11 protein-coding genes and 1 pseudogene are annotated in these 16,457 nt (G+C 58.4%); 5 read left to right on the plus strand and 7 right to left on the minus strand.

Going from position 1 to position 16,457, the window contains the following annotated elements; all coding sequences use genetic code 11:
* Positions 1 to 3 precede the first annotated feature (3 nt).
* The 4 genes from H8F22_RS25915 to H8F22_RS25930 all read right to left on the minus strand — a co-directional run bounded on the left by H8F22_RS25915 (position 4) and on the right by H8F22_RS25930 (position 7,928).
* Positions 4 to 522 carry a hypothetical protein gene (locus tag H8F22_RS25915; RefSeq protein ID WP_027924424.1) on the minus strand — a complete coding sequence of 173 codons (519 nt, stop codon included), beginning with the start codon at positions 520 to 522 and terminating at the stop codon, positions 4 to 6.
* A gap of 28 nt (positions 523 to 550) precedes the next feature.
* Positions 551 to 4,141 carry a tetratricopeptide repeat protein gene (locus H8F22_RS25920; RefSeq protein ID WP_194940843.1) on the minus strand — a complete coding sequence of 1,197 codons (3,591 nt, stop codon included), beginning with the start codon at positions 4,139 to 4,141 and terminating at the stop codon, positions 551 to 553.
* The gene (locus tag H8F22_RS25925) at positions 4,119 to 6,932 is read right to left on the minus strand and encodes a bifunctional glycoside hydrolase 114/ polysaccharide deacetylase family protein (RefSeq protein WP_059181654.1); all 2,814 of its coding nucleotides are present in this window, start codon (positions 6,930 to 6,932) and stop codon (positions 4,119 to 4,121) included. The genes H8F22_RS25920 and H8F22_RS25925 overlap by 23 nt, the downstream gene beginning before the upstream one ends.
* A gap of 63 nt (positions 6,933 to 6,995) precedes the next feature.
* Positions 6,996 to 7,928 carry an NAD-dependent epimerase/dehydratase family protein gene (locus H8F22_RS25930; protein WP_027924421.1) on the minus strand — a complete coding sequence of 311 codons (933 nt, stop codon included), beginning with the start codon at positions 7,926 to 7,928 and terminating at the stop codon, positions 6,996 to 6,998.
* A 438-nt stretch (positions 7,929 to 8,366) separates the two neighbouring features.
* On the opposite strand from H8F22_RS25930, the gene H8F22_RS25935 reads away from it, so the two are divergent.
* Positions 8,367 to 9,284 (plus strand): hypothetical protein, encoded by a 918-nt coding sequence (locus tag H8F22_RS25935; RefSeq protein WP_027924420.1) that lies wholly within the window; start codon positions 8,367 to 8,369, stop codon positions 9,282 to 9,284.
* A gap of 69 nt (positions 9,285 to 9,353) precedes the next feature.
* Here H8F22_RS25935 and H8F22_RS25940 read toward each other — a convergent pair whose 3' ends face one another.
* Positions 9,354 to 10,307 carry an antitoxin Xre/MbcA/ParS toxin-binding domain-containing protein gene (locus tag H8F22_RS25940; protein WP_027924419.1) on the minus strand — a complete coding sequence of 318 codons (954 nt, stop codon included), beginning with the start codon at positions 10,305 to 10,307 and terminating at the stop codon, positions 9,354 to 9,356.
* Positions 10,308 to 10,933: 626 nt separating this feature from the next.
* Here H8F22_RS25940 and H8F22_RS25945 point away from each other — a divergent pair.
* Complete coding sequence (locus tag H8F22_RS25945) at positions 10,934 to 11,308, plus strand: DUF6124 family protein (protein WP_194940844.1); 375 nt, start codon at positions 10,934 to 10,936, stop codon at positions 11,306 to 11,308.
* Positions 11,309 to 11,339: 31 nt separating this feature from the next.
* Positions 11,340 to 11,597, plus strand: a pseudogene (locus tag H8F22_RS25950) (hypothetical protein).
* 66 nt (positions 11,598 to 11,663) lie between these two features.
* On the opposite strand, the gene H8F22_RS25955 reads toward H8F22_RS25950, so the two are convergent.
* The gene (locus H8F22_RS25955; protein WP_324188468.1) at positions 11,664 to 12,305 is read right to left on the minus strand and encodes a YeeE/YedE thiosulfate transporter family protein; all 642 of its coding nucleotides are present in this window, start codon (positions 12,303 to 12,305) and stop codon (positions 11,664 to 11,666) included.
* A gap of 144 nt (positions 12,306 to 12,449) precedes the next feature.
* Here H8F22_RS25955 and H8F22_RS25960 point away from each other — a divergent pair, with 144 nt between their 5' ends.
* Together H8F22_RS25960 and H8F22_RS25965 are read left to right on the plus strand one after the other, a co-directional pair.
* Positions 12,450 to 13,856 carry a DUF2252 domain-containing protein gene (locus H8F22_RS25960; RefSeq protein ID WP_027924417.1) on the plus strand — a complete coding sequence of 469 codons (1,407 nt, stop codon included), beginning with the start codon at positions 12,450 to 12,452 and terminating at the stop codon, positions 13,854 to 13,856.
* Positions 13,857 to 14,197: 341 nt separating this feature from the next.
* Entirely contained in the window at positions 14,198 to 15,637 is a 1,440-nt protein-coding gene (locus tag H8F22_RS25965) for an ArnT family glycosyltransferase (RefSeq protein WP_194940845.1), read from the plus strand.
* Here the strand turns inward: H8F22_RS25965 and H8F22_RS25970 are convergent.
* Positions 15,588 to 16,451, minus strand: a complete 864-nt coding sequence (locus H8F22_RS25970) for a phosphatase PAP2 family protein (RefSeq protein WP_027924415.1) — start codon at positions 16,449 to 16,451, stop codon at positions 15,588 to 15,590. The two genes, H8F22_RS25965 and H8F22_RS25970, sit on opposite strands and share 50 nt — an antisense overlap.
* Positions 16,452 to 16,457 lie beyond the last annotated feature (6 nt).

The following is a 16,457-nucleotide window of genomic DNA, read 5'->3' on the forward strand; positions in this document are numbered from 1 at the left end:
CATTCACTCGAACCGAAGGGCGCCAACAAGTGTGTCGAGCACCGTTTGCGCGGTGCCGGCGAGGCTTTCACGGGACCAACCGGCGCGCGCACCGCTTTTGCTCCAGAGCACACGACCGCTGCTGGCTTCGAGCACGCGCAGGCTGATGCCCACCGCCGGTTCGCCGTCCAGACCGTTCTTGTACTGCCACTCTTCAACACTGCCGGAGACCACGTAATCGAGCTTCTGATCACGGGCCCAATCGAGGGCGCCGGCCAGGCGTTCGTTGTCGTCCATCAGCGCTTGTTCGCCCTGGGTGCTGGCCGGGTAAACCCGTGGTTGCAGACCGTGGCTGCTGAGCACGCTGAGCAGAATTTGCTCACTGCGCTCGCCGGCCTGCGGGGTCTGCGAATAGTTGACCATCGGCACCACGCCCCACTTCGCAGTACGCGGCAGATTGGGGCTGGTGTCGCCGGTGAAGCTGGCGCAACCGGCGACGAACAGGACTGCCAGAGCCAGGCTCAGATTACGAATTGCTTGCATCAGTTTTTCTCCCGTAAACATTTCATGATCAGCGTCCGAATCGCACGCCGTAGCTCACACCCAGTGTTCCGCCCGCCTGACCATCCCCGCCTTGTGGCGCGGATTGATAGCCGAAGGTCAGGGCCAATTCGTCATCGCCCAGCACTTCGACGCCGATCCCGGTGTTGATGCCGTAGTTGAAGGTTTGATCCAGCCATTGCCAGCCCGCCGTGACGTCCACCAGCCAGGTGTATTGCGGACGAGTGCGCACCAGCGCGCCCGGCAAACCGCGACGCCAGGAGCTGCCGACATAGAGTTGGCCGTAACGGCTTTGCAGCAGATCTTCGGCCGTGACGACCGCTGGATCATCCGAGTTATCAACGCTTTTCACCGGGCCGCCGTTGGCACTGGACAGGTAATCCAGGGTGCGGTCCTTGACGTTGTTGTGCTGATAATCGACACCGCTGCGCACGGTCCAGTTAGGCCCGGCGAACTCCAGCGTGTGGTTGTATTCCATCTTCAGCGCCTGGCCGTTACCCAGGGAATCGCCCGCGCGGGTGGAGAAGGATTTCTGCGCCACTTCCCAACTGATCTGATCCCGCGCCGACAAGCCGTGACGACCGCCGAGCCACAGGCTGTCGTGTTGGCCGAAAGCGCGCATCAAGCCGCTGTCTTCGCTCTTGCGATTCCAGTCCAGGCCCGCTTCGATCTGGTCACTGACGTCCAGCTGCCAGATCCGCGACAGGCCCAGGCCATTGCGGTCGTCGTCCTTGCGCTGACTGGTGTCGGCGAACAACTTGTAACTGCCGTCCTCGACGAAACGCTGCAAGGTCAGGCCGGCGTTATTCTCGTCGCCCATGCGCGATTCAATCAGTTGGTCGCTGTTGTACGTGCCCTGCTCCAGCTCAAGGTTGGCGTACCACTGATCGCCCAGGTTGTGCGCCACTTGCAGGCGCGGGCCGTTGAATTCCAGGCCGCCGAAATCCTGTTGATGCCAGGACAACTGCGCGCCTTGCGGCGTCAATTCCTGAAGTTCCACGGCTTGGCGACGCAATTGCTCACGTACCGCGGCCGGTTGATCGTCACCCAATGCGGATTCGTTAAGGTCGAGGGCTTCGGCGTATCGTCCAAGACGACTGAGGGCTTGCGCACGTTGCGCCGGGTTCAGGTCGTTGCTGGCCAACAGGGTTTCGACCTGCTGCTTGTTGCGGCTGCGCAAGGCTTGCTGAATCTCTTCATAGCGCTCGACCTTCAAGCCCTGGCTGCGTGCCCAATCCAGCCACTGGTCTTTCTGCGATTCCTGGTTCGTCGCGTCGAGACGCGCCAGCAACCGTTCAAACCACAATTGCAGCATCGCCGGCGAACCGTCCTTCCACTGCGCGACTTCATTCGCTGCTTTGCCCGGCGAATAGCTGCTGGCCATGAGACGCAACCAGATCGCATAACGCTGGGAAGACGGTTTGATCTCTTCACCCTCAGGGCTGCGCAGCAACTTCAGGCGCAGGCGTTGGGCCGCATCGCGATAACCGGCGCTTTCGAGGGCATCGGCATACGCCGCACGCACCAGCCAATCCTGCGGACTGGTCTTGAGGTACAGGCGATACCAGGCCAACGCTTCGCTTTCACGACCGAGCAACTGGCTGGCACTGGCGAACGGCAGCCACAGAATCCGGTCTTGCCGCGCTTGCGGGCGCCATTCAGTCAGCAACGGTTTCAGCGCGGTGGTATTGCCCTGATCGATGTAGAGCCACATCAGGCGTTCGCGGAACAGGTTGTCATCCGGGAAACGCGACAGTCCCAACTGATACAAGCGCTGTGCTTCCTCGGTTTGTCCCTGCTGCACCGCCAAAGCACCGCGAATCGCCAATACCTGCGCCTGCTCGTTGGCGTCCGGGTATTGCTCGGCACTCTTGAGCAGGGCGGCGACTTGCGGCCAGTCCTGCAAGTCCTGAGCTTGCTGCAAGGCCTCGACCAGACGCAGCGGATCATGCACGCGCTGCCAACTGCCGACCATCATGGTCAGGGCGCGATTCGGATCGCTGGTGCGGTACATCGTGATCAGCTGACTTTCGTCGCCACTGTTGAGCGAACCGCGCAGGGCGAGGAGTTTTTCCAGAGACGCTTGCAGCTCGTCGTCGAGTTCCAGAGCCCAGGCCAGCGAGGCTCGCAGACTCCAATATTCCTCGTCGGTGATCTTGCGGTTATCGATCTGCACCACGCCCCACGCCGACTGATTATCAAACAGCTTCAAGTAGGTGTTGGCCCAATCGATGCGCTCGGAGGTGGTCAGTGCAAAACGTTTCGAGTAGCTCTTGTAAGTCTCGGCCTTGTGCGCGTACTGCCCGGTGTTTTCCAGGTTCTGCACCAGACGCGTCCACGCCAGGCGATGGGTCGGGTACTTGTTCAGGTAAGCGCGCAACCAGGCTTCGGCTTCGGTCGGCGTGCCGCGTGATTCATGGCCGTAGATCAGCGCATCAAGTTCGACGTCAGTCAGCGCACGCTGCTGCATGATGTCGGCGAGCAAAGGAATCGCCTGATCGAAGTCGTACTGCTGGCTCGCCAGACGCCACGCGTGTTCGCGGGTTTGCGGGTCTTCGTGCAGTTTCAGCAAGCGAATCCAATAGGCCAGGGCCGCCTGACCGTCGCCACGCCATTCGCCCAGATGGGCCATTTGCTCAAGCAAGGCCAAGTCATCCGGGTGTTCGGCCACGAGCTGCTCACCGCTTTCCCAGGCACCGGCCAGATCGCCAAGCGCCAGGCGCATGCCGAATTCCTTCCTGAGGATTTGCGCGTTGTCGGGTTGCAAGACTCGCCACTGATCAACGAATCGCTGCGCCAGATCGAAGCGCTGGCTGCCGACGGCGACATCGACGCCCTGCTCCAGCCACGCCGCATCATTTTGCGGATCCTTGAGCTGATCCAATTCATCCGCGAGCACCTGCACGGCCTGGTCCCCGTGACCGGCGGCCAACAGGCTGTTGAAGGCCAGTTGTGCGTATTCACGACGCTCGGAGCCTTTACTGTCCTTTTTCAGTTGCAGATAAATCTCGGCAGCGCGATCCGGTTTCTCACCGGCCAGATACCACTGCGCGGCGGACTTGAGCGACTCGATGCGCTGCGCCGGATCGCGCCCGGCAATTTCTTCGTAGACGCTGGCGGCGAACGCCGGTGCCTGAAGGGTCAGCGCCAGCTTGGCCAGGTTCTGCAATTGCGGCAGCGGCAGCATGCTGTGATCGAAGCCTTGCAGGCGTTCGATCAACGCCTTCTGCGCGACCGGATCGTCAGCCTTCGCCGCTTCCAGCGCGTCCAGTTCCAGCCGGTAATACGCCTGCAACCCAAGCTCCGGCTTCGGCCAACTCTCAAGGTGTTGACGCGCCTTGGTGTAGTCGCCGAGACGAATCAACAGGTCGACCAATTGCAGTCGCAAGTGATCGTCGTCCGGGTGCGCCGACAACAGCAGTTCGGCGTAATTGGCCGACACCGCATCCGGTTCACGACCATCGGGCTGGAACACTTCTTCGCGCTGGAACGTCAGCCAAAGGATGCCGCCGACCGCCACGGCCACCACCGCCAATGTCCACGGATTGAGCAGGCGGCTGCTTTTAGTGGCTGAAGACTTAGTTGCAGAAGAGCTGACCATGACTCACCTGCTTCATTGGTAATTGAAAAGTCCACAGGCCGGCGGATGCCTTGCCTGCAAAACGTTGTCCGTCCACTTCAACCCGGCATGTGCCCGAGGCGCGCACGGAGAAGGTCAGGTCGACCTGCCCGGCAAACGAAAAGTCCACCTGGCGCTCATCCACGTAGCGCCAGTCCACCAGCGGCAGATTGGCGTCCTCCAGTGCCGGTCTTTCATCCCGATCGGGACGCAATACGAGCAATGCATGGTCGCTGCTCAAGGCCACGTAACGGCCTTGCGGCAAGTCGCGAACACCGGCAACGCCTTGCGAGCGCATCAGGTCCGGCCAGCCCATTTGCGGGTCGAGCCGCACGGTACGCAGTGCGTCGAGCCCACGAATTTGCCAGGCGCCGTCAGCGGTGCGCGCCATGCTCACTTGATACAAACCGTGCAAACGATCGAGGTAATCGCTCATCCACAGCGACATCGGCTGCTGCGTTTTCATGTAGCCGTAGATCTCGCCCATGGCCTTGATCGAGGCCTGCTTGGTGCTCGAGTAGAAGTGGTAATACAGGTGCAAGCCGCGCATACGTCGCGGGCTGTCGGTGAGTTCGAAGGTGTCGATCACATCGCGGAAGCCGTAGTACGGGCCTTTCCACAGGTTGGTGTAGAGGTTCTCGTTGATGATCGGCGCGTAGTACTGCAAACCGCCTTCGGTGGGACGCAGCAACGGGTTCAAACCGGTCAGCGACGGGTTGGCCTTGGTCATCATGGTCTCGGCGCCATTGACGTTTTTCAGGCCGGCGTCGTAAGCCAGTTTGATCGTGGCGGCCGACGGCAACGCATCGCCCGGCCAGAACACCATCTTCACCGGTTTTTCCGGGGTGGTGAGGTGCTGGTTGATGTAGTCGCGCGAGCCAAAAATTTCGCGACGGAAATCAATTTTGTCGTAGCCCGGAATGGCCATTTTCAAGCCGTATTCCGGATGGAAATTTTCACGCTGCTTGGCCAGTTCAGGCTGCAGGAAAAACGGATGGCTGAAGGTGTGCGTGGCGACTTCGACTTTCGGGTCGGCGAACAACTCACGGGCAATCGGCTCCAGCTCGCGGGCGAGAAACGGGAACATCCCGCGTGGCGAAATTTCACCTTCGATCACCGACACCGAGGTCAGAAACGGATTGGGACGAATGAAATCGTCGAGCACCTGCTTGCCGGCGTACGGCGTGCCACGTACTTCGGCGCGCGACGGGAAACCATCGCCGTCGATATGCACGGTGGCGATACGTCGACCGTTTTCAGTGGTGGTGTCCGGGCGCGGTTGCACCGGCAGGCGCAGGCTGGCTTGAAGGAACGCGAACGGGTCGAGAATCCAGCGGCTGCGCTCGTTGTTCGCTTCGAGAATGTACGGCGCAAGCGCCAGTCCGCCCCAGTCGGCGACGGCGACCGGCGCAAAGGTCTGGCCGTCGGCGGCGGTCAGCAGCAACGCGGCTTTCGGGCCTTTGGGCAGCAGGGAAATCGCGGTCAGGTCACGGGATCGGGGCTGCACCGGTGCTTCGAACGCTCCGATCAGCGCCTTGTCCTGATAGGTGATGCTCAACGCTTGGGTGGCGATGGGCGCTTCGCGTGTCAGACCCAGACGCTTGAGCAGCAACGGGTCCAGAATCGGCAGCCCGGAAAAGAACACCACCGGGACTTGCTCGTCCAGGCGCTTGCCGATCCAGGTGTTGAACGCCGGGGCGTCCTGCGGCGGGCCGCTGGTCATCCAAGTGATGACGCCGGCGTACAAACCGCTGAAGCGGTACTGCGGCAGGGTGTTGTCCACCGGCAGGTAATCCACCCGGTAGCCGAGGTATTCGAGCAAGCCGCCGAGCAGGGTGTGCCCGGCGTTGCGGATCAGGTCGCCTTCGCGCGGATCGAACAGCAGCGCGACCCGGCGCGGCTGGACTTCGATGTTGCTGATGCCCATCGAGTCCAGTTCAGGTGTACCAATGTACGGAATGAACCCTTCTTCGCGCAGACGTTTGGCCAGCTTGCGCGCTTCATCGCGACGTTCCGGCGGCAAATAGTCGATGGCCACCAGCGGGATGCCTTTGGCGCGCAACGGCTGGATCTGGGTTTCCAGCCACGCACGGTCGGCCTCAGGCACCGGGCGATAGCGCTTGGCGGTCGCATCCCAACCGGCATGGATCGACTCGACCGCCACCGCGGCGGCCACACCGTCAAGCTCGGGCAGGACTTCAAAGCCACGGTTGAAAAACAGCTTCAGCGTCGGCTGACGCTGGTGCAATTCGCGCAGAAAACTGGCGAGTGCAAGGCGCTGTGTTTCTCGGTCCGCTTCGGGCTGCAACTGGAAACTGTCGAGGGTGTCGAGGAACAACCCGGCATAGCCTTCGGCCTGCAACGTCTTGGCGCGGCCGAACAAATGTTCACGCCACGCCGGCGCGGCCAGGTTCATCACCTGACTGTCCCAGGCGCCGTTGCGCACCGGGCTGACTGCGCCGCCAAGGTGGGCTTTGTCGATGTCAGCCTTGTTGCCGGCGAACTCGCCAATCGACAGGTAAGCGAATGGTTGGCTGCCCAAATCACGCAGGGTTTTCACGTCGCCCTGCCTCATGTGCCCGGGCTCGACCACCGACCAGTCGAACTGTGCGAGCTCCGGAATCGGCGGCTGATCGGCGTACCAGAACGTCACACTAGAGGGCTGTGGCAACGCGGCGGCCTGGGCAGCCGGGCCACTCACGATAAGCGCGATGGCAGCCAACAGCCGTTTGGCGGCCGAGCGGACACGCGTCCTGCGAAAAACGATTTCCATAACGCACTCTTGAGTGTGACTGAGTCGATGCTGATTGAACGTCGTGCCGGGGGACCGGCCGCGTTACAGACTGCGGATTAGCTGCGCCAAACCCTTGCCGATGGTGGTCGGCTCAGGGAGTTTGAAACGCTCGAGCAGGCGAGCGTTGTTGGCACGCGAGTGGCGAATGTCGCCTTGTCGTGGTGCGTGATGAATCACCTTCAACGGGGTGCCGACGACAGTCCCCAATTCGGCGATCAGGTCGTTGAGGCTGGTGGAACGGCTGAGCCCAACGTTGACCGCACCGGGGCTCGGTTCGTTCACTTCCAGGGCCTGGACGAGAATGCTCACCAGGTCTTGGACGTAAACGAAATCGCGGGTCTGCCCACCGTCGCCAAAGATCGCCACCGACTGCTCGGCCATGGCCAGCTTGGTGAAAATGCTGATCACGCCGGAGTACGGCGAAGACGGATCCTGGCGCGGCCCGAAGATATTGAAGAAGCGGAAGATCATCGGTTCCAGGCCGTGTTCGCGGCGATAGAAATCCAGGTAGTACTCACCGGCCAGTTTGTCGGCGGCGTACGGCGTGAGCGGGGATTTCGGCGTGTCTTCGTGAATCGCCGTGCCTTCACCGTTGTTGCCGTAAATGGCCGCGCTGGACGCATACACCACGCGCTTGATCCCGGCCTTCGACATGCTCTCGCAGACGTTCAGGGTGCTGACAAAGTTGCTTTGATGAGTGCTGACCGGATCATCCACCGAGGCTTGCACCGAGGCGACCGCCGCCAGGTGAACGACAGCGCTGCAATCGCGCATGGCCTGCTCAACGACAACACCATCCGCCGCATCACCGATGACCAGGTTCAGATTGGCATTGTCCATCGGCAGATTAGCCACTTTGCCGGTCGACAAATTATCCAGCACGCGAACCTTGTAGCCCTTGCCAAGCAACGCTTCAACAAGGTGCGACCCAATAAAACCCGCCCCGCCGGTAACCAGTATTCGCTCGACAAACATGACTTTCTCCCTGAACAGTTGAGCGGATACGAGTGGTTGAATTCCGCCGCTTTTATGGCGCAAGGCCACCAAAACGCGGCCGATAATGGGAGTTCAGAGGGGGACTGTCAATAGTTTGTCTAAACTAACGCCGAACTGGAAAACAGTCATTTATTTGACGGCATTTATTAGATTCAAAGTGTCATGTTATTGCCACGATTGCCCGACAGACTCGTCTAAACCGGGCTTCTACGTCCGGTTACAAACCCTTCTCCCGTCGACGCTGAACTTGCGTCAGTACTTCAATACTTATCGACACAAGCCACTGGACGATGACCGCAGAATCGAGGCGGATCGCGGCGATATCCAGACCGGGTTTTCTGGGCAGATCCAATCGGTTTTCGGCCGAATTGATTCACTGATCTATCCTTTCGTTTCAGCACTTCGCGGAAACTAATCATGAATCGCTGGATTACCGTCGGTCTGTTTTCAATCATCGCTACTTTTGCGCAGGCTGCCTCCGAGGTCGAACCACGTGTCGAGCAGGTTCCTTTTGATAAAGGCAGCGACAGCGCCAGGTTCGACCAATCCATCAAAGGCCCACTCACCGCGCAATACCGCGTCAGCGCAAAAGCAGGCCAGATACTGACCGTCGACCTCAAACCCTCCAACGCATCGGCGTACTTCAACATCGCCACCAAAGGCCAGGACACCGCGCTGTTCAACGGTTCGATCATGGGTAACCACTTCATGGGCCCGTTGCCTGTTGATGGGGTGTACACGGTCCAGGTGTACCTGATGCGCAATGCGGCGCGGCGCAACGAAGTGGCTAATTACAACCTCTCATTGAACCTCAGCCCGGTGACGGACAGCGCCCAGCCGTTTGATCAGACACTCGAGCTGCAAGGCATACGCTTTCAGGTGAAGGGCGAATGGGTCGACGGGAATCCCGTGGTACGCATCTCGCCTCAAGGGCTGGAAATCGACAACTCGGCGATCACTCGACCACTGACAGGCAACATTGCCCGCGCAGAAGTCGCCGACCTGGATCGCGATGGTTCGCCGGAGATTTACGTGTTCGCCAGAGCACCGGGGCGCGGGATGCCGGGGGAGTTGGTGGCGTATGCGGCTAACCATAAGAAGTCGCTGAGCGAGATTTACCTTCCGCCGGTTAGTGAGAACGCAAAAGTGGCCGAGGGGTATCAGGGGGAAGATGAGTTTGCAGTGGTGGAGAATGCGCTGGTGCGGCGGTTTCCGGTTTATGACAGTGCGGAGGCTGGGGCGGGGAGGACGGGGAAGATGCGGCAGGTTGAGTATCGGTTGGTGGCTGGGGAGGCTGGGTGGGTTTTGAAGGGGGGTGAGGGGACTGAGTTTTGAGAATCCACGCACGCATAGCATTCAAAATGTTTGCACGCATCTTTTCACATGGATAGTTGAGTAATCCCCTCAGTCCGGTTGAAGCTCTATTTCCGAAGCCCGAGTGCCTAGCCAGAGGGTTATGTAATCAATCACTTGTTGGGCACCCTCTTCCGTTTCAACAAGGTCAATTGGACACCTGTTATCAAGATAAGGATTAGGTTGTCCCATCCACTTGAACGCTCGCCCCTTATCTCCTTTTACTGGAATCGCCAACGCCAGGATTTTGTGCAGCAAATCTGGTCGGGCATACCAGGACTCTGGCTTTACCGTCGGTTTTCGCCCAAGGATCACGCGGGGTAATTGGCTAGATGCAAGCTCGTCCTTGGTGATGTGTGTCCGGACCCAGTGAGCCAAATTGGCAAGCTCGGTGTTCGGTACACGCTCATGATCCGTTGTTGGAATAACCAGTCCAACTTTCACACGAGAATGTTCGCGAATCATTTTTAAAGCTGGAGCTATGTCCGTGTCATTAGTCACGAAAACCACTTGATCGATAGAGCCTGAAAGGGAGTCGTGATAGGCCTCCAGCGAAATATTTACGTCGCTTTGCTTCTCCTCTATTTTCCAGACAAGCATTTCATGACATTCGCGCGGAGCTCGATTCGGATAATTATCGTCCACCGTTTTTACGATGGTTTTACTCACAGAAAAGTAGCCCTCGATAATTTGAACATCATCGGTATACAGCTTCCTTAATGCAGTGTGATAGCGCGCCTGAGATGAAACAGAGTCGCTACCACGTGCCACGCGCTCCACGATTTTTGCTGTGAAATATTTTATTGATGGAGCAGATGAAAGACTCGATATAAGTGTATCCCCCAGTTCGCACCTCAAAAGAATCGATGGAAGTATGCAGCGTTCAAAAAGAGCCACAATGTCGAGCCACTTATAAGGAGTGTTTCGCAGACAACCGTAATACAAGTTATAGCCGTCAATATAGATACGCGTTCGCAGAGGTCCGATCTGCAGATTTTGTTGCATTTCCATGCTCCAGATACGAAAAAACCGACTTTCGTCGGCTTTTTCCCCCATTCTCCAGATGGTCACGCCACGCCGGAGATATGGGTTAGTTGTTGACGCAGACTTTAAGCAGTTAAACCACAATCGTCAATGCCCATTTGATGATCATTGAGAGTTGTCGATCTGCCGAGGCAATGAACAAACATTGAGGTATCCGCTTCCTAGCAGTCAACCGACACACCCTGTAGGAATATAGGTTGGTGAATGTAGTTTGATTCCTCTGACACTTCCAAACCGTATTCCAAGAAACATTCGCTCCCCTGAAAAATATGTAGTCCAAGCCCTAGGAAACTTCCCGCAACTCGTATCGACTTCCATGAACTGGCGGAAGCGGTTCTGCGTCGATAGCCTTCAGATGTCGCTACAAAACAGCGATCGGCTTTGACAGGCTGAAAACCAGTAACTTTCACTCTTCCTGATAAAACGGCATGCTTACGCGTGTGCATTTTTTTCATGGCGGTTGTGCGTGGGGCATCTTCGGATGCACCGGTTTCTGGTTTGCCGGTCTGTCAACCCGCGTACGGCTGCCACCCATCCCTGTTTGACAGCAGGGGCGTGGCGGCTCCTGAGTAAACCAGAGATAGACCATGAAAAAACACAGCCCCAACCCGCCGGACCCGGCAACAGAAACTGCCGACTTGTCGGCGCTCTCAGACGCCACCGAACGCACCGTCAGTTCTCGCCTGCGCAACCCAAAACGCCCCGACCCCATCAGCCACGTCTTCACCCTCCTCCCCGACATCGACACTCCCACCCTGCTCGCTCACGCCTGCGAAACCCTCGCCTCGCTCAACGTCATGGCCACCGACCTCGCCTGTGAACTCGAAGGTTCGCGTCGCAACGTGGCACTGGCCATTCAGCAGTTAAGCGTACTGGCGGAGCTGTTGGTCAACCGCGCGCTGGACAACCTGGATCCGCCTGAGGGACTGCCTGAGGTTACGTCTACAAACACTGCTGCTTAGTTGCGTTCTTTTACAAAATGGAGGGTTTTTCATGGATAGATACATGCCTATCACCGGCATCGACTGCACCATCGCGTCGTTGCTGATCGACACCGAAGCACCGCTGGACGTACTGCACGAAACCGCGGCTTACCGCATTCACACCGCGACTCAATGACTGGAGAGCATCGCGTTTGGCGAGGGTATTCACAGTGAGCTGGCGCGGGTACTGGTGACGTCGCTACGCGATGGCTGTGATTTGCTCGATGTTGTAGGCCGGCGATTGCGGGCGCAGGTTTCGACGATGTAACGAAGCGGCCATAGCCCATCAATAAAAAAAGCACCTGACGAGAACATCGCAGGTGCTTTTTTGATTTCAACTCCGTCCGGTCAGGGAGCTATCCCCCGATTCCCAGAACATTTGCGAAACGTTGTAGATGAATACGCTCGGGGTCCACAGCGGTTCGAAGGTGTAGAGGGCGCTGGTCAGGGCGCCCAGCAGCATGCTGGACAGGACCAGGTGTTTGTCACCGTGAACGCGGATCAGCAATAGCAGCACCAGCAGGACGATACCCAGGATCAACCAGTAGTGGCGGCTGGTGATGGTCGGCATTTGCAGGGTTTTGTGTTCGACGAGCATGTTCAGGTGATACCAGAGGACGATCCCCAGCACCCAGCCAAAAATGGTAAAGGCTTTGTTCAGGTTGCCGCTTGCGAGTTTGGTGAGCGTACCGACGCTGCAACCGTCATTGAGGACCGAGGCGAGACCAAACAACAGCCCGCCGCCTACCAGTGACAGATAGCCGACTTCAGGAATGAATAGCGGCTGACTGACACCAAACACTGCATAGAGCGGCGCCAGTAACAGGCCGAACAAACCGCATGTGATCAAAGACACAAACAACGTCGGTCGACGCCTGAGCAACAACCCCGTGGCATTGACCAGGCACATGCCTATGCGCTGGGACACCCAGCCGATCAGGAAGGCCAGCAGCAGCGATATAAGCAGTGAGAGCACAAGCCTCCTTGTTGGCGGGTTGCGAGTGGGAACAAAGGCATGAAGGACAGATTAGTCGCTGCTCAATCACTTTGGATGAGCCTGCGAACCCCTTCTACACTCAGCTCGATCCCACCTCATGACACCGACCCAAAAAGAGCCCCCATGACCACCCTCGAAAACCGTTTGAAGCAAGGCAAGGATGCTCGCAAAAACTGCTCGCGCAGTGCTCAAGCGTCCATGGGAAAAGTGACCCGTGACCCCATCCCGCTGATCAAGCGGTCCAGCGAAGGCCGGGTGAAGTCGCTGGTCGAGTTGCGGTATGGGCGCATGCTCGTGTCGCCGTTCACCTTCTATCGTGGCAACGCTTTGCTGCAAGCTCACGACCTGGCGACCACGTCCAACATGGGGCTGGTGTCGACGATCTGCGGCGATTGCCACCTGATGAACTTCGGCGGTTTCGCCACACCTGAGCGCAATTTGTTGTTCAGCGTCAATGATTTCGACGAGGTCCACCCCGGCCCTTGGGAGTGGGACGTGAAGCGCCTGGTGGCGAGTTTCATGGTGGCGGCCCGTGATTTGCGCCATGGTGAGACGGTGGAAGAAAACGTCTGTCTCCAGGTTGTGCGCGCCTATCAGGACACCATGCTCGAGTGTGCCCAACAAAGCTCTCTGGAAAACTGGTACGAGTCCATCAATTACGATGATTTGCTCAAGCAGGCGAGCAAAAGCACGCTGGAGCATGTGGAGCGCGCCATCGCAAAAGCCGAGCGGCGGACGCATGCCGAGCTGCTGCCAAAGATCAGCGAGCGTGACGCGAAAGGTCATTTGGTGATTCGCGATGACCTGCCGGAAATTTTCCACCTGCATAAAGACACCACGCTGCTGGATGCCGACGATGACTGGCTGCGCCTCTCGGACTGGCGCCCGTTGTACAAAACGTTCATGAGCGATTACCGAGCCACACTTCAAGCTGACCGGCGGGAGTTGCTGTCACGGTTTCACGTTCACGACATGGCCTTCAAAGTGGTGGGCGTGGGCAGTGTCGGCACCCGTTGCCTGGTGGCGTTGCTGACGGATGAACAGGAGTTCCCGTTGTTCCTGCAATTCAAGGAAGCGCGGCGTTCGGTGCTCGCTGATTACGTGAAGGTCAAATCACGTGTCCGCCATGAGGGGCAGCGCGTGGTCAATGGTCAGCGCTTGATGCAGTCGGCCAGTGACCTGTTCCTCGGCTGGGCCACCGGCCCCAGCGGTCGACACTTTTATGTGCGCCAGTTGCGCGACATGAAGATTTCAGCCGAACTGGAAAACTTCGATGCCGAAGCCTTTGCGGCCTACGGACGTTTGTGTGGTCGCGCCCTCGCCCGCGCGCATGCCAAATCATCCGGGCACGCCTCGCAGATCAGCGGCTACATCGGCAAGAGCGATGCGCTGGCGGAAGCCCTGGTCAAGTATGCAAAAAAATACACCGACCAGAATGACCGCGACTATGAACGATTCCAGCAAGCCTGCCGCAAAGGCCAGTTGCGCGCGCGTTCAGAGGCGGACTTTGCGGCGGATCACTTGCCGTAGACACACTGGCGCGCGGGCGTTCATCTACATGAACTTTTCTTCACCCCATCGCGCCTCAACAATCGGTACATTGCCCTCGCTCATTCAAGAAACTACGGTTTGCCCGCCCTCCCGCGGGCTTTTTTTTGCCTGAAAGAAAGGGTCGCCATTAGGCTAATGCCGATCAGTTAAGCAATTTCTGCCGCAACGTCATTTTTGTAGGATTGCGATCAGGCTTAACTGATCGGCACTGCCAATGGGTTGGGTTTTCTATTACTCGATTACTACGCGCCGTTCACATTTCGTTCAGCTCTCATTTCCTATGATCGGCCTCTCAGCTCTCTGTCCGGTCATCGACGTCCATGTCCCGCCCCGCCGCTTCACTGTTTCTGCTTGCCGCTTTGTTGTTCTTCTTCGCGCTGGGCAATTACCAACTGCAAGGTTCCACCGAGGCTCGGGTCGCCGGGATCGCGATGGAAATGCACCTGGATAACGACTGGGTGACACCCCGATTGTTTGGCGAGCCGTTTCTTGAAAAACCGCCATTAAGTTTGTGGCTCGATGCCGCAGCAATTCGCGTGTTCGGCGGCACACCGTGGGCCGTACGACTGGCGTCGGCTTTTGCCGGGTTGTTCTGCGTGATGATGCTTTACGCGATGCTGCGCCGGTTTGGCCGCCCGAAAGAAATCGCGTGGACGGCGGGTATCCTGCTCGCCACCATGGCCAGTTACTGGAGCAACGTGCGTGGCGTCGGCGAAGACGCCTTGCTGGCATTGGGTGTGACCATGGCATTGCTCTCGTTCTTTCAAGGGCATCGACAGTCGACGCTCGGCAACGCGATGCTGTTTTGCGCAGGGATTGCCATCGCGACCTTGAGCAAAGGCGTGTTGGGCCTGGCGATGCCGGGTGTGGTGATCTTCGCGTACCTGTTGGCCGACACGTTGATCGACAAGCGCCTGAACCTGTCGGCCTGGCTGCGCCCCGCACTGTTGACGCTGTTGGGACTGGCGCCGTTGCTGATCTGGCTCGCCCTGCTTTACCGGCAAAGTGGTGCGCAGGCCGTGACGGATGTGCTGTTGACCAACAGTGTCGGACGCTTCAGCGGCTCGTTCGTCGAGGCCGGCCATTACGAACCGTTCTACTACTACCTGGCCAAGCTGCCGCAAGCGTTTTTGCCATGGAACATTCTGGTGTACCTGGGGCTGTGGCATTTCCGTAAAAGCCTGATGGCCAATCGTTACTTGTTGTTTTTCACGCTGTGGCTGCTGGCACAGTTCGCCATGCTGACGCTGGCCTCAAGCAAACGCACCGTGTACCTGATGTCGATGACACCGGCGGCAGCGGTGATTGCGGCGGAATACGCGAGCGTGCTCTACGCAAAACTGAAGACGCGTGAAACCGCCGCCTCCCTGTTGGGCTGCATCGCACGGTATCGACGGGGTGGGGTGATCGGCGTGTTCGCCGTGGTGATTGGCGGCTACCTTGGCGCCGCACAATGGGCGATGCCGCTGGCGGATCGCACGTTGTCCTTTGTGCCGCTGATCGCACAGATTCAGACGATGCAGGCCAATGGACAACTCGTCGCCTTGTTCCAGGCCAATGAGCGGGTGGGCGGCGCCAGTGTGTTCTACAGCCAGCGCCTGCTCAAAGGCCTGGACACTGACGCGCAACTGCATGAGTTTCTGGCGGCATCAGCGTCCAACGTCGCGGTCATGTCCGGTGATACCGAACCGGCCGCACCGTTGAAAGTGCTCAAGACAATGACGGTGGGGCGACAGGCTTACTACTTTGTGAGTCTGTAGCCACATAAACATTGGAGCGCTCGGCCTTTTGCAGCACCGGCACATCCAGCCTGGCCCGACCGTAAAACGCCAGGGCTGTCAGCAAGCACGCCAGCCAGACAAAGATCCCGGCCCAGAAGGTGTGGGACATGTAGTGCCAGCCTTGCAGAACCCGCGTAGTGCCGTAAACGAAACCCAGCACCAACGAAAACCACAACACCGCTTTGGAAAAACGCCATTGATAGCGGCGCGCAACGAAATACAGCGCAAGCATGGTGAAACCGCCCGACGCATGCCCACCCGGCCAGCAGCGACCGTCACCGGCTTCCCGGAACAGCTGGAAGTTGTTGTACCACTCCATGTGGGCAATCTTGCCGCCGTAGAGGGTCGTTTCAATCGGGCAGTACACGCTGGTGTGTGCCTTGAGGAAATGGATCACGCCGGTGCACACGGCAAATGCCACCACCACAAAGATAAAGTCACGGCGATGGTCGGCGGTAAACCGCAGCACCGGGGCGGCTTTGATCCGCTCCAGGAATTGACCGATACGCGGACGTTTTTGCGGGTTGACCAGTGGCCAGACAAACGAAAGCAACATGCCGATCAAGGCGATTTCACCGGTCCAGTTCGGAATGATCCGCGCCCACTTGTGCGTGAGCTTCTCGAAGAAGTGAACCTTGTCGAGCGGGAAGGTCTGGGTGGCCGGGTCAAAAAGAAGGTTGCTGAACCAGATGTCGATTTTTGTCATGTCGAACATCAGGAAAACCACGGCCGCGCAGGCGAGCGCAATACCAAAGTTCACCCAGTAAAAGCGGTGGCGGGAAAAATTCAGCATTGTGTG

Source organism: Pseudomonas mucoides (assembly GCF_015461845.1).
Lineage (GTDB): Bacteria > Pseudomonadota > Gammaproteobacteria > Pseudomonadales > Pseudomonadaceae > Aquipseudomonas > Aquipseudomonas mucoides.